Raw genomic sequence first — 19,640 nt, forward strand, 5'->3', positions numbered from 1 at the left:
AATTAATGAGTACATTGAAGGAAAGGAAATGTTTACTAAAAAAATGGTTCCCAATGCAGTCGCAGAAGGTTCAATCGCATTACGCCAGAATGCTTTCACACCCGGTATACCACCACCAATCCACGAGTAAAAAATAGAGCCAAAAACATAGTAAATTAGGGTCGCAACCATAAATAACCCAATAGCACGAGCAAATGTCATTAATAGCGCCGCGTCCTGACTTGCCATAGTCGCCGCAAAATAACAGCCCAACCCAACAGGTGCGACTTTCATAATAATTGAGACTATCTTCATCACAATAGTATTGGCATCATCAAGAAATGCAGCGATACGCTTACCTGCATCAGCAGATTGACCAATTGCGATACCTGCAATAATGGAAATCATGATGAGCGCTAAGATATTTGACTTAGAAAATAGACCGACAAAGTCACTGGTCGTTATCATGCTGACAAAATCCATATTTCCCGCGCCTGCATTGACAGACTTAGGAAGATCAATCGTGACGCCTTGCGCTGGGTTATACCATAACGCTAATGCAACGATACCCGCCGCTGGGATAAGTGCCATGGCTATAGAGACAATAAAAATAATACCAATTATTCGCCCCAAGCGTTTAAGGTCGGTCATTCCAGCAATTGATGACATCACACTGATCCCAACTAACGGAACAATGATCATAAATAGTAGATTAAGAAATATTTGTCCCACTGGTTGCAGTTGGATAGCAAATGTTGGGGTATAAATACCAAGTAATCCCCCAAGGATAAGAGCAAAGAGTAGAATAAGAGACGATTTGTAGGGTTCTAGTCGAGTCCACATATCGGATACCTTTTAATTAAAATTATATTTATCAGGATAGAAATCACATTTATAAGTTTTGTAATTTCCCTTCCCTGTATTTTGTGATGCATATCACTTAACTTGTTTATTTTTCATATTGTTATAGCTTTCTTTCCTACAGGGTAATAGTTACACTTTTAAAAAGGGATTTAAATGGCATATTGATACTGTTTTCTCAAATCACTTGTGAATTAAAGGAAAGAATGAGCTCACCAATTTCACTCAAGAATTTAGAGTTTTTTGTTAAAATTGTTGAATGTGGAGGTCTTTCTGAAGCCGCCACACAACTTAATGTTTCGCCTTCAGCGGTCAGTAAAAATTTAGCAGCGATGGAAAATACATTAGGAACAACATTAATTAAAAGAACAACGCGTAGCATTACATTGACGGATGCTGGACAGTATTTTTTTAATCGGGCACTTAAGTTATTGAAAGAATTCGATGATACGTTGAATGCAACATCTAGCTATTACGAATATCCTCAGGGAGAATTGCGTATTACCTGTTCCATTGCTTTTGGCTATTCTCGTCTAGTTAATTTAATTGATAAATATCGTGAGCAGTGTCCAGATGTTAATTTATACATTGACCTTAACGATGACTTTGTTAATTTAAATGATACCGACTTTGATATTGCATTAAGAATATCGTCATCTCCCCCACAGAATTACGCCATGCGTAAACTAGCGCCTATTCGATGGGCTTATTGTGCAACATCAGATTACTTGGCTAAAAAAGGTTTTCCGATGAGGCGCACTGATTTGGTAGATCACGATTGCCTTATTTATCCAGGGCTGACGCCCCCAATAAAAATGACCGATGAACATAACCGCCAGCATCAATTGAAAGTTAGAGCTCCTATTCAGGCAAATAGCAGCTTAGTTCTACTGAAATCTGTGCTAGAAAACCAAGGTGTTGCTTGGTTACCCACTTATCTTATTGGCGACCATATTCAAAAAGAAGAATTAATACCGTTATTACTTGATGGGAATGTGACTTATGAAACTCATGCTTTATATGCGCTTTATTTCCCAAGTAAATACAGTAATCCTAAAATAAGATCATTTATTGATTTTCTTATCTCAGAATTGCAACCTGTTCCTGCTTGGGATTCTTGGATACCCCAATAAAAAAATACCAGTCAACTTAGCTGACTGGTATTTTTATGAGTTTCATTTTTTCAAATGCAATTACTTTTCTTTAACTACCCACTTACCATCGACATAAAAAGCACTCCAACCCGTTGCCTTGCCATTCTTTTCAGAAGACACATATTGCTGTTTAGTCTTGCGACTAAAACGTACAACAGTTGAATTACCTTCAGGATCTTTCGCTGGTGCTTCCGCTAAGTAAGCTAATTTTTCAGGTAATCTATCTTTAAATCTTTGTAACTCTTCAACTAATGGTGCTCTAGTTTCCCTCGATTTAGGGAATGTATTGGCAGCGAGGAATACACCTGCGGCGCCATCACGTAGAACAAAATAAGCATCTGACTTTTCACACGGTAATTCCGGCAACGGAACAGGATCTTCTTTCGGCGGGGCTATTTCACCACTTCTTAAGATTTTACGTGTGTTTTTACATTCTTCATTAGTACAACCCATGTACTTACCAAAACGTCCCATTTTCAAGTGCATTTCAGAACCACATTTGTCACATTCAATGACTGGGCCATCATAACCTTTGATACGGAATTCGCCTTCTTCGATCTCATAACCTTCACAAGCTGGATTATTACCACAAACATGTAGCTTACGTTGATTATCAATCAAATAACTATCCATCGCAGTACCACATTTTGGACAACGACGTTTTGCTCTTAAGGCATTAGTTTCAGCATCTTCACCTTCCAGAATATTGAGCACTTCATCTTCTGGAATTAAATTAATTGTTTTCTTACAACGCTCTTTAGGGGGTAAAGCATACCCAGAGCATCCGAGGAATACACCAGTAGATGCTGTGCGAATTCCCATATGGAGAGAACAATCAGGACAGGTGATAGACGTGATAACCATTGGATTGGTTCGCATTCCGCCTTCTTCCGGATCTTTTTCTGCAACTTCGAGCTGCTTACTAAAGTCGGAAAAGAACTCATCTAATACCGCTTTCCAATCTGCACTGTGATTCGCTACATGGTCAAGTTGGTCTTCCATTTTAGCTGTAAAATCGTAGTTCATCAGATCATTGAAATTCTCTTCCAATCTATCTGTGACGATTTCACCCATCTTTTCTGCATAGAAACGACGGTTATCAACTTTCGCATATCCTCTATCTTGGATAGTCGAAATGATGGCAGCGTAAGTAGATGGACGTCCAATACCTCGTTTTTCTAATTCTTTAACTAACGATGCTTCACTAAAGCGAGCTGGTGGCTTAGTAAAATGTTGCGTTGGTAATAATTCAACTAAAGATAGCTCTGAACCCACTTGAATCGGTGGCAAAGTTTTATCTTCATCGTTTTTACGTAACGCAGCCATCACTCGAGTCCAACCATCAAAACGTAAAGTACGTCCTTTGGCTTTTAACTCAAAATCACCCGCTTTAACTGTCAGCGTCGTCGAATCATATTTTGCTGGTGTCATTTGACAAGCAACAAACTGATTCCAAATAAGCTGATACAACCGTTTGGCATCATTTTCCATATCCTTCAGTGTTTCAGGTAGAACATCTACACTTGAAGGTCGGATAGCTTCGTGCGCTTCTTGAGAGTTATCTTTACTGCTATAAACGTTGGCATCTTTTGGTAAATACTTTGCACCAAAATTGTCATTTATATAGCCACGAACCATATCTAATGCATCCTGACTCAAATTAGTTGAGTCGGTACGCATATAGGTTATATAACCGGCTTCATAAAGGCGTTGAGCCATCATCATCGTTTTCTTCACACCAAAGCCAAGGCGCGTACTGGCCGCTTGCTGTAAGGTTGAAGTGATATATGGCGCACTTGGCTTACTTGATGTCGGCTTATCTTCACGGTCAATAACCTGAAAACGAGCTTTTTCAAGCAATTTAACTGCCGCATCTGTTTGTGCTTTATTGACTGGCTTAAATGCTTTACCTGCTTGAGAAGTGACTTCCATGCGTAAGTTTGTCACATCTTTATCAGATAAATCTGCATGTAATTCCCAATATTCGACAGGAACAAATGCTTTAATTTCGCGTTCACGCTCAACAATTAATCGTACTGCAACCGATTGTACTCGACCAGCAGAAAGACCACGAGCCACTTTTTTCCATAATAATGGCGATACCATGTATCCCACTACTCGGTCCATGAAGCGACGAGCTTGCTGAGCATTTACCCTATCGATATTCAACTCGCCAGGGCTTTCAAACGCTTGTGTAATCGCATTTTTAGTTATTTCATTAAATACGACACGGCTAAAACGTGATTCATCACCACCGATAACTTCACGCAAATGCCAAGCAATCGCTTCCCCTTCGCGGTCGAGATCCGTCGCGAGATAGACATGGTCAGCATCTGCTGCCAATGTTTGGAGTTCAGAAACGACTTTTTCCTTACCGGGCAAAATTTGATAATTTGCTTTCCAACCATGGTAAGGGTCAATCCCCATGCGTTTAACTAACGCTTCTTGAGGATCTTTTTTCACCTTTTTGGTTTTATCGGTAGATGAGTCTGTACTCTTTTTTTGTGAGCCGGTTTGTGAACTAGAGCCGCTTTTCGGCAGATCACGAATGTGACCAACGCTGCTTTTCACAACGTAGCCACTTCCAAGATACTTATTGATTGTCTTGGCTTTTGCCGGGGACTCCACTATAACAAGAGCTTTACCCATAGTTACCTTTACCTAAATATCAACAATGGCGCATTTCTGCATTAAAATGCGCAAAATGGAAATCTCTTTTTTATATTGCGACACAATCACAATATATCAATATGTTTTTGTACAATAATTTGTATTGAAACAAAACTTCTAATCTCAGTCACGTTATTATAAAAAACAGATAAAACGCTCTAATCAACTGATTTTAACCGGATTATGTTGTTTAAATACTATTGAAAAACACACACTGTACCTGATAAAATGCTATAAGCAACCAATTATTTTTTCAAGGGAGCGATTCAATGCAAGATAATATCCAATACATTACAAAAAAAGAACTACTTGAAAAAGCCAATGATATCATACAGAAACACGATGATTATATTCATGGCATGTTTGTGAATACTGTAGAGCAACATCGCAATACTTTAGTGTTCAAAGGCGAGTTCTTTTTAGATGACAATGGAATTCCTACCATTAAAAGTACCGCAGCTTTCAATATGTATAAACACCTAGCACATATACTTTCAGAACAGTATCGTCTGAATGATGAATGACCTGAAAAAAATTACCGGCTTGACGCCGGTAATTTATATATTAGTTTGATAATAAAATATTTGCGAATATTCGAGCAATTATAAAAATGGTTTTTGTCCACGCTGCCACCAGCGCAATAATAATTTATCAATATTTTCTGAAACGCTACCTGTAAATCTATCCATCACTTTTTTACTTATTACGTAACGAATACTGATAATTTCTTTGGTATCAATCGCATTAATTATCGCATCATCGCTCACACCAATTTGGTCAACTAAACCTTTCTCTATAGCTTGCGAACCATACCAATATTCACCCGTGGCGACTGCATCGATATCAAGCGATGGACGGTTCATATGCACAAACTGTTTAAACAATTCATGAGTTGAATTTAAATCTTCGACAAATTTTTTGCGACCTTGTTCGGTATTTTCACCTAACATGGTTAACGTTCTTTTGAATTCACCAGCTGTATGCAATTCAACATCAACATCATGTTTTTTGAGTAAACGATGAATATTAGGAACTTGGGCGACAACACCAATCGATCCAATAATAGAAAATGGCGCGGCAATTATTTTGCTTGCGATACAAGCCATCATATATCCCCCACTCGCTGCCACTTTGTCAACAGCGACAGTTAGCGGGATATTTTTTTCTTTTAATCTCACTAATTGAGAAGCCGCCAAGCCATAACCATGGACCATTCCACCTGGACTTTCCAAACGCAGTAAAACTTCATCTTGTTGATCCGCAACCGCAAGGATAGCGCTGATTTCTTCTCTTAAAGAAGTCACTTCACGCGCGTCCATACTTCCTTTGAAGTCTAATACATATAAACAAGGCTTTTTAACCGCAGTTTGTCCTACTTTAGCGCCAGATTTCTCACTTTTTGATTTTAATTTAAGCTGTTTCTTAAATGCTTTTAACCAAGCTTTTTGCTCAGAATCATTCATTTTGATTTGCTGCATTTGACGCTGACGCTCACGGTAATTTTCACCTAAGTCAGTGATTTTTAAAGAACCTTTAGCACCTTGACGACGCATTCCTGCACCAAATACAAAAACGGCAAGTAAAACAATAGCAACCACAATTGTGACAACTTTTGCTAAAAATAGTCCATACAAAGAGAAATACTCCACAAATTGATCCTTCTAATATTAATCTTTAATAAAAAATAGTCTCATGATTGTAACCAAACAACCAGAAAAAAGTCATATTGCCACATAAAAATAGACTAACATCTATGTAAGATTAGCCAAGAAACACGATTAGTGCGATGATACCGACAATATGTTAATAAATATGATAGGAAAGAATATGCTTCAATATCAGCCAAGACAAGACCTTTTAAAGGGTAAAACTATCTTAGTAACAGGCGCAGGTGATGGCATTGGTCGTGAAGCGGCTTTAACTTATGCCCGCTTTGGTGCATCGTTAATATTAGTCGGAAGAACTCGACAAAAACTGGAATCGGTCAGTCAAGAGATAACAAACTTGACAGGTAAACCAGCCCAAATTCATATTTTAGATTTACTAACAGCAACGAGTGATGACTGTCATTCTTTAGCTAATAACGTTGCAAAGATATCTCCTCACCTTGATGGCGTGTTACATAACGCAGGTATTCTTGGTGTTGTCGCACCCATCACAGAACAACCAACTCAATTATGGCACGACGTTATGCAAGTTAATGTAAATGCCACTTTTATGCTGACTCAAGCCCTATTACCTTTATTATTAAAAGCACCTACGGCTTCATTAATCTTTACTAGCTCTAGTGTTGGCAAACAAGGCCGTATAGGTTGGGGAGCATATGCTGTTTCTAAATTTGCGACCGAAGGTTTAATGCAAGTTCTTGCAGAAGAATATAAACATACTCAATTACGCGTAAATTGTATTAATCCAGGTGGAACACGCACCAGTATGCGCGCAAGTGCTTTCCCTGAAGAAAACGCTCAGAATTTGAAAACTCCCGAAGAAATTATGCCAATCTATATTTACTTAATGGGTGACGATAGCTTACGTAAAACAGGCACTAGCTATGATGCACAGCCTGGACGTAAAGCAGGTCCAGCGGAGTAACTTTATGTCACAAAACCGACATGAAACACGTCAACAACGCTTAAAAGATAAAGTTGATGCACGCATTGAAGCGGCGCAACTTGAACGCGGTATTCTGCTCGTATTCACGGGAAATGGTAAAGGGAAAACAACAGCGGCTTTTGGTACCGTTTGTCGAAGTGTTGGTCATGGCAAAAAAGCGGCTGTAGTTCAATTTATCAAAGGTAGCTGGGACAATGGCGAACGTGAGTTACTTGAACCTCATGGAGTTCCTTTCTATGTGATGAATACCGGTTTCACGTGGGACACTCAAAATCGAGAAACAGATACGCTCGCGTGCCTTGAAACATGGCATCACGCTAAACAGTTGTTAGCTAACCCTCAGATCGATTTAGTTATCCTTGATGAATTAACTTATATGATTAGCTATCACTACCTTCCCTTAGAAGATGTCATCACTGCATTACAAAATAGACCTGATAACCAATCCGTTATCATAACGGGTCGTGGTTGCCATCGAGATTTACTAGCTCTCGCAGATACCGTCACTGAAATGCGCCCAATAAAACATGCCTTTGATATTGGCATTAAAGCTCAAAAAGGGATTGATTGGTAATAAACTCAATAGCCAATAACGTTGTTATTGGCTATTCAACTCGCCATAAACTCATTCAAACTAATTAAGCATCAGAATTCCTGCATTAAATATCGCCCTTGTCTGGTTCATAAACGTAAGATATTTTTGTTTTTCCACCATCGAATACTCTTCACTACCTAATTGCCCATAAATACGCGTCATTCGAGAAACTAGTTTATGGTATTGGTTATAATAAAATTGCTTCTTATCTGAATCTGTTGAACCTCTATAGTCATTAAGAAGTTCAAATATATCTAGTGCATACATTTGCAAATTTTCATCAGTAAAATTAGGTGCAGTTAGCGAATAATCAAAGATTAATGTGACTGACTCTTTTTCATTATAAAATACCTTTTTTACTAATAACTGCGATATCAAAGCATCATCACTACGAAGCAAATCCAGTAATTCTTGGCGAGAAAAACATTTCGTTTTCACTTGGCTGACCCCTGTATAAGTTGTCAGAATATTAGGCACCTCATCACCAATAGCAAAATCACAATTAAATGCATTATTATCAATAATATAATTATTGCTACTATTAATTTTTCCCTTGAGATGATAATCACCCACGATCACATCCTGAGTAGTTAAGTGATAAATTGAAGGGATACCATTCGTACCATGTACGAAATTGTAGCTGTAGTATAGTTGGTGCTGCGGGTTTAATATTCCACCTTTATTATCTGGATAAACCATAAATTTGATTAATTGATTATCTCTCGTTGACATAGTATGCATACCAACACCTAAAAATAGACTTCCAACCGTATGTTTGGGGATAACGACAGATTTTTCATCAATTAAAAAAACGACATCTTCCCCCATATCATTACTAAAATAAAATCGACCACTTTCAGGCTGTATTGGTTGATAAACATCGCAACCAGAGATGCTAATACTCAATATTCCTAGCCAACGCACTAATTGGAAAGCCGTCATAAAAAGCCATAACCTATTTTAATTTTGATCTACATCAAAATAGTGTATAAATGAAATTATCTCAATCTAAATTGAACAATTTTGTGATAAAACATAATTAAAATTAATGTAATCACGAGAAATTTTTCTAATATGAGGTAATTACATCACTGACATAACCTTAGAATTTCAGCCAATTTATACCGAGAGATTTTAAACGATAAATTGATGTGTTTCTCATCAAATATGGGAATTTAATTCAAAAAAAAATAAAAATACTATTGAGTTAATTAATTGTCATATTTTAAAAAAATCAAAAAAAATAAATTTAAGTATTACATTTAATAGACATTATCCTATAAAAGCGTTAATTATATTTAATAAATCACGACACCAGAAAATATTCATTAAATTAAACATGAGTTAGATTATCCTTATTAGAATAACTTAACTATAAATACAAAAACATCATTTATACATAAGTGTAATTACCTTAGTATTAATCCCCATCATATCAATACTAGAGTAACTGTTACTTATTGAACAAAAAGAAATTTATTTATTTAAATATATTTAATCCTGCATATTTGTGATTGAACTTACTTTCAACCATCGTACAATTTCATAATCAACTTTAATATTATTAATTTTTATTTAAAGTTTTATTGCATCATAATTTAACTGCAATAATGGATTGTTAATTATTTTAGATTCTGTCTATTTTAAGTTTAAAGGATATATATATGAAAAATTATTTAAATAATAGTTCCAATACACCAATATTGAAAATTAAACCTGTATTTTTATGTGTTTCAATTATATTAGGATTATCGACCGTTGCTCAAGGTGCAATCACATCAACAAATGGTGCGGGTATCTTAACCCAAGGAAATGGCCCTACTATTGTTCATATCAAAGCACCTAGTCAAAATGGCGTATCTCATAATATTTATAGTGCATTTGATGTTGACCAAAAAGGTGTTATTTTAAACAACAGTGCAAATAATAGTAATACACAAATAGGCGGTAGAGTTGGTGGTAATGCTAATCTTACAAATGGCAGAGCTAAAGTTATTTTAAATGAAGTTAATTCAGTATCTGCAACCACCTTAAATGGCATGATTGAAGTCGCTGGTGGTAAAGCACAAGTCATTGTTGCCAATGCTTCTGGAATAACCTGCAATAACTGTGGATTTATTAATACCAATCGCGCAACACTCACTACCGGTAATGTTATTTTAGCCAATGATGGTTCAATTACGGGTTACAATGTTGAGAAAGGAAAAGTGACTATTAATAACCATTTTGATACTAACTCTCCTACCGATATTATCGCTCGTTCAATTGCTGTCAACGGAGTTATTAGCGCAAAAAATATCACCGCAACTGCCGGTAATAATATTGTCAATAATAATGGTCAAGTTGTTGGACGTACAACGGGAGCGGGAGCTCAACCCATCGTTGGCATTGATGTATCTGCTATAGGTGGTATGTATGCTGACAAAATTTCTTTAATCACAACTGAAAATGGTGTTGGCGTCACTAACGCTGGTAATATTTCTGTTGGTAATGGCGGTTTATTGATCGATACTTCTGGAGGACTAATCAATACTTCTGCCAATATAACCTCCTCAGGTTCGATCAACATTAAATCAATGGGTCTAACCAACAATAGCGTCATAAATGCAAATAATGATATCGATATCACCATATCTAATCCCAATACGTTAAATAACAATAATGGTAGAATTGAGGCAAATAAAGGAAATGTAAATATCACCACATTAGGCTATATTACTAATGCGAATGGCGTGATTAAAGCCGCTAAAGATATTAACACGATTTCAAATACACTCGTGAATGATAATGGTTTATTTAAATCAACTAATGGTGATATTAACATTCACTCTACGGGTGCCATATATAATAGAGATAGTATTCAACTTCCCAACAATCCGAATAAAGGCTTTATTGCTGAACGCGATGTTTCTATCAATGCAATTAGCTTACTTAACGAAAACTCGAATGTCACCGCTGGTAGAGATCTTAATATCAAGGCTCAATCAACCGTTGATAATATCTCCAATAGTAAAATAACGGCTAAACGCAAAGTCAGCGTAAGTGCGATGAATTTAACTCAATTGAGCTCTGAGTTAAATGCACAAAATGGTAAAATGGATATTGATGCTTCGGTTTCATTAACTAATGATTCTGTCTCTAAAATTCATAGTGGTAAATTAATCAATATAGATACTTATAAATTAGTTAATACGGGTTCTATCATTTCTGATAATGGCCTAAGTAATATAACCACATCAGTATTAAGCAATAATGCAGGTTATATTAAAGCTAAAAATTTAGATATAAAGTCTCATGACCTCAATAACCTAGGTGGTTTGATCAATGCTGAAAGTAACTTAAACATTGAAACAAGTGCATTGAATAACACCTATAGTGATGAATTCCAATATGTTAACACCAAGTTTGGATTAACAAATCAAAATGGTGGATTACAAACCAATGATGGTGCAATTACCATTAAAGGGGATACACTTTATAACTGGTATGGTTCCATTGCTGCTAATATTAACAAGCAGAATATAGCTCGAAACGATATTGATATTATTTTAAAAGCTGGATTGCAAAATAATTATGGAGCAATCACGGGTGCTAATAATCAAAAAATTAATGTCGGTAACCTTGATAACTACGCCGGAAAAATTGCAGCAGGTAAAAACCTTACTGTTGATTCTGCTATTAGAATTGAAAATAGTTATGGGATACTAAGCTCAAATAACACCACAAAAATCACTAGCCCAACAGTAACAAATGGAACTACGGGTACGATTTCTGGCAATAAAGTTATTGTGAATGCAATTCAAAAAAATTAATTTAAAATCAATGAGACAAGAAAAGTAATTACATTTTCTTCATTATCATAAATTAATATAACAAAAAAGGTTATGGGTAAATGACTCAATCCCATAACCTTTTTGTTCAACACAACACTCTCAAACTAAATGCGTGTACGGCGTTTCGCAGTTGGTTTCGGTTTTGATGCCTGACGCTTAGATGCAGGTCTTGAAGCTACCTCAGTCGCACGCTTAACCGCACGACGAATTTGATTCGCTTTCAGACGTCGCTGATCACGTTCAACAGCAACCTTGCTTTCTGTTTCAACGGAAAGCCCAACTAATTCTCTTAGGTAATTTGTTTGCTCGAGACCTAATTCAGTCCAACCACCACGAGGAAGCCCTTTAGGTAAATCAATATCACCGTAACGTACACGGATCAAGCGACTAACTTGAACACCTACAGATTCCCATAAGCGACGAACTTCACGGTTACGTCCTTCAGTTAAAGTCACGTTATACCACTGGTTCATACCTTCACCACCACGGTATGAAACAGTTTTAAAAGAGGCAGGACCATCTTCTAATTGAACACCCATCGTTAATTGACGAATTTTCGCATCATTAATTTCACCGAAAACACGAACCGCGTATTCACGCTCAACTTCACGACTTGGATGCATCAATCTGTTTGCTAATTCACCATCTGTCGTAAACAACAACAGACCACTCGTATTAACATCGAGACGTCCTACTGCTATCCATCTTGCTCCTGTGAGCTTAGGCAAACGAGTAAATACTGTTGGACGACCTTCAGGATCATGGCGTGTGCATAATTCACCTTCAGGCTTATAGTACGCCATAACGCGGCAAATTTCTTTTTCAGGCTCTTTAATCGCTAACAGGCGACCATCTAACCGAATTTTAGTTGATGCTGTAACTTCAACCCGATCGCCCAATGTTGCAATTTTACCATCAACACTGACTCGACCAGCTTGTAAAAATGTCTCAACTTCTCGACGGGAACCATGCCCAGAGCGAGCTAGAATTTTTTGTAACTTTTCAGTCTTTTGCGATTTATCGCTCATATAACCCTCTTACTGTCGCCTTCACAGGCGTCAAATAACTTGCTGTACTAAACTTAAGGCCTAGCACAAAAAAGTATAAATTTAAAAACCCGCGCATTATACACAGGTTTGCAGTGAACCCCTATTACTAATCTTTGCGACTCTTTGCAACAATAAATCTCAGTACAATCGATTTCTTATTCAAATGGTGATGGGTCACCAGTACCGACTCGCAGAACAACAGGAGTATCATCGGTAAAATCAATAACTGTTGTTGGCTTTTGCCCGATATAGCCACCATGAATAACTAAATCCACTTGTTTATCAAGTAAATCACGGATTTCTTCTGGATCTGATTGGGTAAAGTCATCACCAGGCATAATAAGACTCGTGGACATTAATGGCTCGCCAACCGCCTCTAACAAATCCCGTGCGATTGGATTTGAAGGCACTCGTAACCCAATCGTTTTACGTTTTTCATTCATCAAACGACGTGGGACTTCTTTCGTTCCACGCAAAATAAAAGTATAGTTGCCAGGCGTATTATTTTTAATCAGGCGAAATACCGTATTATCAACATGCGCATAATTAGAAATCTCAGATAGATCTCGACACATCAAAGTGAAATTATGATTAACATCGATTTTGCGAATGCGACAAATTCGTGCAAGTGCGTCTTTATCCTCTAAGCGACACCCGATGGCATAACCGGAATCTGTCGGATAAACAACAACTCCACCTTTATTTAAGATATCAACACTTTGGCTAATTAATCTAGCTTGTGGATTATCCGGGTGAATGTAAAAAAACTGACTCATACATACCTCTAATATTTGATATCGATGCATCACTTAGTAAAATGATTATAGTAATGCCATCTACTTTCAAAACTTTAATGTATTGAGAAAAATAAGGTAATTATCAATACATTTATCTAATAGATTATCTAATCCAAACCCCAATCTAATCAAATAACATCATCGTTTTGGGTGTAATACCGTATTGCAACCTATAGTAAGCTTAATTTACGGTAAGTTAATATTATTATTCTACACCGCATCGATAAGACATCAAAGTTTCAAACTGTTTTACTTGATTTAATCTGTTTTGACCTCATTCCAAAGCGTCCAAACAGCTTGAGTATCATCTGGCAGCCATAAATTCCGACCTAACTCTATCCATGAACAGGGGCGGTGAAAATCTGAACCCACTGACGTTCTCAGATCTGCTGTTTTCGCAAGCTCAGCCAAAAATTGTTTTTCATGTGGGGGTTGCTGACAATGTGAAACCTCCATCGCATCACCCTGACATTCTTTAAAATGAGCAATGACTCGCTTTAACCATTTATTTGATAGTTGATACTTAGACGGATGGGCAAGTACAGCAACACCGCCCGCAGCATGAATCGCTTCTATCGAATCTTGAATACTGCACCATTGAGCTGGAGCATAGCCTGTTTTACCTTTCGATAAATAACGTTTAAATACTTTATTAATATTTTTTTCTTTACCAATTTGAACCAAATGTTGAGCAAAATGTGCGCGTGTTACTTGCCCTCCACCTGATAATTTAACCGCATTCTCCCAAGCATCATCGATACCTGCTTTTTGTAATCGCCTACCTATTTCTTGCCCTCGTTCTAGCCGACGTGCCGATTGTTCATTCAACAAATTTTTCATTGAATTAGCAGAGACTGAGAAATTTAACCCCACAATATGAATTTCTATATTTTCCCATAGAGTTGAGATTTCAACACCATTAATTAGTTCGATTGGCCGTTGATTTTCAAGAATATAATCTCTGGCTTGAATAAGCCCATCACAAGTATCGTGGTCGGTAATCGATAGAATATTTATGCCCATTTCTATCGCACGCTCGACTAATTCAGCAGGGGTCAGATTGCCATCTGAAGCATTCGTGTGACTATGCAAATCATAGCGAGTTAGTAATGGTGTCGAGACTTGCGACATAATTATAGCTACTCCATTTTTTATATTTTAACTATTTTTCTGAAATCACATTTCTGAAATCATTAATAAAAATCCTTGACACAAAGCGCGCGATCCAGTTTACTAGTACGCAAGATAGCTTATAGCGAAAAGATTTAAAATTAAACCCTGTTTATCCAGTGAGGCATTATATGAATTTATGTAATTTATCAAATCGTTGGTGGCGTGACTTCCCTAATTGGGCGGAAGCTGCACACGCATAGATTAATCATGCCTCAGTGCCGAACCCGCTCTTATATAGCGGGTTTTTTAATGTCTGAAATTAGCGTAAAGGCAACAAAATGAACAAACAAAACACCACATTAGCACATTTTAATTATCTGGATAGCCCAATTAACTACCAACCAGATCCAACATTGCTGTTTAATCACTTATGTCAAAATAAGCCTTCAACCATGTTGTTGGAATCTGCTGAAATTAATAATAAAGCAAACCTACAAAGTTTATTGATTGTTGAAAGCTCGTTACGTATTCGTGCCTTTGGCCAACGTGTTGAAATTGAAGCCTTAACAGATAACGGCCGTGCATTATTACCTTTAATACTCTCACAATTAACCGACCATATAGAAAGTAGCACAATAACTATTGATAATTTAGTGGTTATCTTTACTAAGCCAAACAATGATATAGATGAAGATAGTCGTTTAAAAGCTTCATCTTGTTTAGATGTATTACGTTCGTTACCTGCACTGGCGCAAGCCCATTCAAGCAAACCTGAAAATATTTTTATCGGTGGATTATTTGCTTATGACTTAGTGGCAAATTTTGAGTCATTGCCTCATGTTAAAACAATTAATAACTGTCCCGATTACTGTTTTTTTGTCGCTGAACACTATTTAGTGATCGACCATCAGAACCAAGCTGCTCGTATTAAAAGCTGCATTTTTACTGATAACAAATTACATATTGAAACACTGACACAACGTCATCATCAAATAATTGCTGCTTGCCGCCCTTTTTTACCCGCACTACCACCTGAGTCTCTGGTGAATTTTACGGTTAGCATTAATAAAGATGATAGCGAATATGGCACCGTGGTTTCTTCATTAAAAGAAGCTATTTATCGTGGCGATATTTTTCAAGTCGTCCCATCACGTAAATTCACTATGCCATGCTTATATCCGCTCATCGCTTATCAAAAACTTAAAGCACAAAACCCAAGCCCTTATATGTTTTATATGCAAGATAGCGATTTCACGTTATTTGGTGCCTCTCCAGAAAGTGCGTTGAAATATAACGCTGACAGCCGAAAGGTAGAGATCTACCCTATTGCAGGAACGCGGCCTCGTGGCCGTAATGCACAAGGAGAAATTGACCTTGATCTCGATAGCCGTATCGAACTGTCTATGCGTACAGATGAAAAAGAACTCGCAGAACACATTATGTTAGTTGACCTTGCTCGTAATGATCTCGCTCGTATATGTGAAGCGGGTAGCCGTTATGTCGCTAATTTAACGAAAGTGGATCGCTACTCTTTCGTTATGCACTTAGTGTCTCATGTAGTAGGTAAATTACGCAGCGACCTTGATGTTTTCCATGCATATCAAGCTTGTATGAACATGGGCACATTAACAGGAGCACCAAAAGTGAAGGCGATGCAATTAATTGCACAATATGAACAAGAACGTCGTGGCTCTTATGGTGGTGCTGTTGGTTATTTCAACGGAAAAGGTGATTTTGATACTTGCATCGTTATTCGTTCGGCTTATGTCGAAAATGGCATTGCGACGGTACAAGCGGGCGGTGGCGTTGTTCTCGATTCCTCTCCTCAAGCTGAAGCTGATGAAACCCGTAATAAAGCACGCGCGGTTATTCGCGCTATTGCCCAAGCACACCAAGTTGAGGAGTTATTCTAATGGCGAATATTTTATTACTAGATAACGTTGATTCCTTTACTTACAACTTAGTCGATCAACTCCGTTGTAGTGGTCATCAAGTCGTGATTTATCGTAACACTGTACCGGTTGAACATATTTTATCTGTCTTAAACGGTATGGAGTCGCCTATTTTGGTTTTATCTCCAGGCCCAGGAAAGCCAAGTGAAGCTGGCTCAATGCCTGAAGTCCTAAGCAAAATAAAAGGTCAAATTCCTATTATTGGAATTTGCTTGGGTCATCAAGCCATTATAGAAGCATACGGCGGCACCGTTTCAGCGGCAGGTGAAATACTGCATGGTAAGTCATCAATGACAACCCATGATGAATTAGCGATGTTTTCAGGTTTAGAGAATCCAATTTCTGTTGCTCGCTATCATTCACTGGTCGGTAGTCAAATTCCTGAATCTTTAACTATCTGCGCGCAATCAAATGGCATGGTCATGGCAGTACGCAATGATAACGACCGCGTTTGCGGTTTTCAGTTTCATCCTGAGTCTATCTTAACCACACAGGGAAAATTGTTGTTAGAAAATACAGTGGCGTGGGCTCTTTCTGCTCCCAATCAACAAACAACACAACATTCGCACTAATGGGAAAGAGAGAATCAATCATGCAAAATATTTACGATAAATTATTTAATGGCAAAGCAATAACACAGCAAGAGAGCCAATTTTTATTTAATGCCATTATTCAAGGTGAGCTGACCGAATCACAACTAGCTGCCGTGCTTATCAGTATGAAAATGCGGGGTGAGCAACCACAAGAAATCGCAGGTGCTGCATTAGCTTGTTTAGAAAACGCGCAGCCTTTCCCTCGTCCCGATTATCAATTTAGTGATATTGTAGGTACGGGTGGTGATGGCGCAAATAGCATCAACATTTCAACAGCGAGCGCGTTTGTTGCCGCCGCATCGGGGATCAAAGTGGCGAAACATGGTAACCGTAGCGTTTCTAGTCGCTCAGGTTCATCAGATTTATTATCTGCATTTGGTATTGCATTAGATTTGAGTGCACAAAGTGCGCGTGATGCTCTTGATGATTTAGGCGTGTGTTTTCTATTCGCGCCGCAGTATCACAGTGGATTTCGCCATGCTGCACCTGTACGCACTCAATTAAAAACAAGAACACTGTTTAATGTACTCGGCCCATTAATTAACCCTGCACGGCCGCCGCTAGCGTTAATTGGCGTCTATCAGGCATCCCTTGTAGAGCCTGTAGCCAAAACATTACAAATGCTTGGTTTCACCCGTGCAGCAGTAGTTCACAGTGGTGGAATGGATGAGGTTTCTTTACATGCCACGACCCAAGTTGCAGAGCTTAAAGATGGAGCTTTACGACAATACCAACTCACTGCCGATGACTTTGGTTTAATGCCTTATCAAATCCGTGATTTAGAAGGTGGAACGCCCGATGAAAATCGCATTTTACTCAGCAATCTGCTACAAGGTCATGGTGAAGCTGCTCATGAATCTGCGGTAGCAGCAAATGTGGCCATGTTAATGCGCATTAATGGTCATGAAAACTTGAAAGAAAATAGCGAACACGCATTAAATATTATTCGTAGTGGTAAGTCTTTTGATCTTGTCACTGCACTAGCTGCAAGGGATCACTAAAATGAAAGCAACCGTATTACAAAAAATTGTTGATGATAAATTTGTTTATCTCGCAGAGCGAAAAATTACGCAACCATTAGACAGTTTCATCACTAAGGTTGAACCGAGTCGCCGTAATTTTTATCAAGCGTTAAGCGCAAAACGCCCTGTATTCATTTTAGAGTGTAAGAAGGCCTCTCCTTCAAAAGGATTAATTAGACAGGATTTTAATCCTGAACTGATCGCTAAAACATATGCGCCTTACGCTTCTGCAATTTCTGTATTAACTGATGAAAAATATTTTCAAGGTAATATGGAGTATTTAACGATAGTGAGTAATACCGTTAAGCAACCTGTGTTATGCAAAGATTTCATCGTTGATTCATATCAAATTTATCTTGCTCGTTACTATCAAGCAGATGCTATTTTACTTATGTTATCCGTGCTTAATAATGAGGAATATATTGCACTAGCAGATGTTGCGCATCAATTAAACATGGGTGTACTAACTGAGGTTAGTAATGAGGAAGAGTTAGAGCGCGCGATAAAATTAAACGCTAAAGTCGTTGGTATTAATAACCGAGATTTACGCGATTTATCTATCGATTTAAATCGTACTCGTCAATTAGCACCCCGCTTAGCCAAAGAGACTATTGTGATAAGCGAATCAGGTATCAACCGATATCAGCATATTCGCGAATTAAGTGATGTTGCTAATGGATTTTTAATTGGTAGTGCGCTGATGGAACAAGATAACCTAGAGTTAGCACTACAAACATTACTTGTGGGTGAGCATAAAGTCTGTGGCTTAACCCGAGAGCAAGATGCAAAAGCGGCGTTAACTGCAGGCGCCAGTTTTGGTGGGCTAATTTTTGCTGAAAAATCCCCACGAAAAGTGACATTGTCACAAGCAAAGCAGATTGTTCACTCAGTTCCATTAAAATTTGTAGGTGTTTTTCGTAATCAATCCATAGACTTTGTTTCACATATCGCAAGCCAACTCGCACTATCCGCGGTACAGCTTCATGGTAGTGAATCCGCAGATTATATTGAACAACTCCGCGATCTCCTTCCTGGGCATTGTGAAATCTGGAAAGCCGTTGATATGTCACAATCTCATTTTTCAGACTATGAACAAGCACAAGTTGATGTATTACTACTTGATAACGGCAATGGTGGTACAGGAAAAACATTTGATTGGACGACAATCCCGACAACCATAAAGCATCGGATCATGATAGCTGGTGGTTTAAATATAGAAAATTGCCGACAAGCCGCGCAATTAGTGTGTAACGGGCTCGATTTCAATACAGGTGTTGAAATTGAACCTGGAATTAAAAGTGAAGAAAAAATAAATCAAATTTTTACATCACTAAAAGCGGAACAAGCCCTTATTTAAATATCGTTGATTCAATATCAACAATATATTATTAAATTTAATTGACGAAATG

13 protein-coding genes, 2 pseudogenes and 1 other annotated feature are annotated in these 19,640 nt (G+C 37.8%); of the genes and pseudogenes, 8 read left to right on the forward strand and 7 right to left on the reverse strand.

Features of this window, described 5'->3' with window-relative positions; translation table 11 throughout:
* Positions 1–45: 45 nt before the first annotated feature.
* Positions 46–822 (reverse strand): annotated as a pseudogene (locus tag AAZR93_RS03595) (dicarboxylate/amino acid:cation symporter); the annotation flags it as partial.
* A gap of 224 nt (positions 823–1,046) precedes the next feature.
* Here AAZR93_RS03595 and AAZR93_RS03600 point away from each other — a divergent pair.
* Positions 1,047–1,973, forward strand: coding sequence for a LysR family transcriptional regulator (locus AAZR93_RS03600; RefSeq protein ID WP_294106117.1), 927 nt, complete (start codon positions 1,047–1,049; stop codon positions 1,971–1,973).
* Between the two features lie 60 nt (positions 1,974–2,033).
* On the opposite strand, the gene topA is transcribed toward AAZR93_RS03600, so the two are convergent.
* A complete protein-coding gene (topA, locus tag AAZR93_RS03605) occupies positions 2,034–4,643 on the reverse strand; it encodes a type I DNA topoisomerase (RefSeq protein ID WP_434719008.1) in 2,610 nt (869 codons plus the stop codon).
* 290 nt (positions 4,644–4,933) lie between these two features.
* On the opposite strand from topA, the gene AAZR93_RS03610 reads away from it, so the two are divergent.
* The gene (locus tag AAZR93_RS03610; protein WP_336430033.1) at positions 4,934–5,188 is read left to right on the forward strand and encodes a DUF2498 family protein; all 255 of its coding nucleotides are present in this window, start codon (positions 4,934–4,936) and stop codon (positions 5,186–5,188) included.
* Positions 5,189–5,266: 78 nt separating this feature from the next.
* Here the strand turns inward: AAZR93_RS03610 and sohB are convergent, their stop codons facing one another.
* Positions 5,267–6,313, reverse strand: a complete 1,047-nt coding sequence (gene sohB, locus AAZR93_RS03615; RefSeq protein ID WP_294106113.1) for a protease SohB — start codon at positions 6,311–6,313, stop codon at positions 5,267–5,269.
* A gap of 178 nt (positions 6,314–6,491) precedes the next feature.
* Between sohB and AAZR93_RS03620 the strand changes: the two genes are divergently transcribed.
* Together AAZR93_RS03620 and cobO are read left to right on the forward strand one after the other, a co-directional pair.
* The gene (locus AAZR93_RS03620) at positions 6,492–7,256 is read left to right on the forward strand and encodes a YciK family oxidoreductase (protein ID WP_294106110.1); all 765 of its coding nucleotides are present in this window, start codon (positions 6,492–6,494) and stop codon (positions 7,254–7,256) included.
* A 4-nt stretch (positions 7,257–7,260) separates the two neighbouring features.
* Entirely contained in the window at positions 7,261–7,851 is a 591-nt protein-coding gene (cobO, locus tag AAZR93_RS03625; RefSeq protein WP_434719009.1) for a cob(I)yrinic acid a,c-diamide adenosyltransferase, read from the forward strand.
* A 60-nt stretch (positions 7,852–7,911) separates the two neighbouring features.
* Here cobO and AAZR93_RS03630 read toward each other — a convergent pair whose 3' ends face one another.
* A complete protein-coding gene (locus AAZR93_RS03630) occupies positions 7,912–8,814 on the reverse strand; it encodes a hypothetical protein (protein ID WP_434719010.1) in 903 nt (300 codons plus the stop codon).
* A 722-nt stretch (positions 8,815–9,536) separates the two neighbouring features.
* Between AAZR93_RS03630 and AAZR93_RS03635 the strand changes: the two genes are divergently transcribed.
* Positions 9,537–11,684 (forward strand): filamentous hemagglutinin N-terminal domain-containing protein, encoded by a 2,148-nt coding sequence (locus AAZR93_RS03635; protein ID WP_434719011.1) that lies wholly within the window; start codon positions 9,537–9,539, stop codon positions 11,682–11,684.
* A gap of 125 nt (positions 11,685–11,809) precedes the next feature.
* Here the strand turns inward: AAZR93_RS03635 and rluB are convergent, their stop codons facing one another.
* The 3 genes from rluB to rnm form a co-directional block, all read right to left on the reverse strand.
* Entirely contained in the window at positions 11,810–12,733 is a 924-nt protein-coding gene (gene rluB, locus AAZR93_RS03640) for a 23S rRNA pseudouridine(2605) synthase RluB (protein WP_294106102.1), read from the reverse strand.
* Between the two features lie 176 nt (positions 12,734–12,909).
* The gene (locus AAZR93_RS03645) at positions 12,910–13,530 is read right to left on the reverse strand and encodes an L-threonylcarbamoyladenylate synthase (protein WP_294106101.1); all 621 of its coding nucleotides are present in this window, start codon (positions 13,528–13,530) and stop codon (positions 12,910–12,912) included.
* Between the two features lie 279 nt (positions 13,531–13,809).
* Positions 13,810–14,682: an RNase RNM gene (rnm, locus tag AAZR93_RS03650; RefSeq protein WP_434719012.1), complete on the reverse strand. Its 873-nt coding sequence runs from the start codon at positions 14,680–14,682 to the stop codon at positions 13,810–13,812.
* Positions 14,683–14,873: 191 nt separating this feature from the next.
* Positions 14,874–14,975, forward strand: a sequence feature (Trp leader region).
* 27 nt (positions 14,976–15,002) lie between these two features.
* On the opposite strand from rnm, the gene AAZR93_RS03655 reads away from it, so the two are divergent.
* The 3 genes and pseudogenes from AAZR93_RS03655 to trpCF all read left to right on the forward strand — a co-directional run bounded on the left by AAZR93_RS03655 (position 15,003) and on the right by trpCF (position 19,588).
* Positions 15,003–16,577, forward strand: coding sequence for an anthranilate synthase component 1 (locus AAZR93_RS03655; RefSeq protein WP_434719013.1), 1,575 nt, complete (start codon positions 15,003–15,005; stop codon positions 16,575–16,577).
* Positions 16,577–18,210, forward strand: a pseudogene (gene trpD / locus AAZR93_RS03660) (bifunctional anthranilate synthase glutamate amidotransferase component TrpG/anthranilate phosphoribosyltransferase TrpD). Before AAZR93_RS03655 ends, trpD begins: the two are co-directional and overlap by 1 nt.
* 1 nt (position 18,211) lies before the next feature.
* Positions 18,212–19,588 (forward strand): bifunctional indole-3-glycerol-phosphate synthase TrpC/phosphoribosylanthranilate isomerase TrpF, encoded by a 1,377-nt coding sequence (gene trpCF, locus AAZR93_RS03665; protein ID WP_434719014.1) that lies wholly within the window; start codon positions 18,212–18,214, stop codon positions 19,586–19,588.
* Positions 19,589–19,640: the final 52 nt, after the last annotated feature.

It is taken from the genome of Providencia sp. Je.9.19, from assembly GCF_051129765.1.
Lineage (GTDB): Bacteria > Pseudomonadota > Gammaproteobacteria > Enterobacterales > Enterobacteriaceae > Providencia.

Excerpts from the sequence above, each read along its gene's own strand:
- rluB (WP_294106102.1), bottom strand. The coding sequence starts at position 12,733 with ATGAGCGATAAATCGCAAAAGACTGAAAAGTTACAAAAAATTCTAGCT.
- topA (WP_434719008.1), bottom strand. The coding sequence starts at position 4,643 with ATGGGTAAAGCTCTTGTTATAGTGGAGTCCCCGGCAAAAGCCAAGACA.
- AAZR93_RS03620 (WP_294106110.1), top strand. The coding sequence starts at position 6,492 with ATGCTTCAATATCAGCCAAGACAAGACCTTTTAAAGGGTAAAACTATC.
- AAZR93_RS03635 (WP_434719011.1), top strand. The coding sequence starts at position 9,537 with ATGAAAAATTATTTAAATAATAGTTCCAATACACCAATATTGAAAATT.
- AAZR93_RS03610 (WP_336430033.1), top strand. The coding sequence starts at position 4,934 with ATGCAAGATAATATCCAATACATTACAAAAAAAGAACTACTTGAAAAA.
- rnm (WP_434719012.1), bottom strand. The coding sequence starts at position 14,682 with ATGTCGCAAGTCTCGACACCATTACTAACTCGCTATGATTTGCATAGT.
- cobO (WP_434719009.1), top strand. The coding sequence starts at position 7,261 with ATGTCACAAAACCGACATGAAACACGTCAACAACGCTTAAAAGATAAA.
- AAZR93_RS03655 (WP_434719013.1), top strand. The coding sequence starts at position 15,003 with ATGAACAAACAAAACACCACATTAGCACATTTTAATTATCTGGATAGC.
- trpCF (WP_434719014.1), top strand. The coding sequence starts at position 18,212 with ATGAAAGCAACCGTATTACAAAAAATTGTTGATGATAAATTTGTTTAT.
- AAZR93_RS03630 (WP_434719010.1), bottom strand. The coding sequence starts at position 8,814 with ATGACGGCTTTCCAATTAGTGCGTTGGCTAGGAATATTGAGTATTAGC.
- AAZR93_RS03600 (WP_294106117.1), top strand. The coding sequence starts at position 1,047 with ATGAGCTCACCAATTTCACTCAAGAATTTAGAGTTTTTTGTTAAAATT.
- AAZR93_RS03645 (WP_294106101.1), bottom strand. The coding sequence starts at position 13,530 with ATGAGTCAGTTTTTTTACATTCACCCGGATAATCCACAAGCTAGATTA.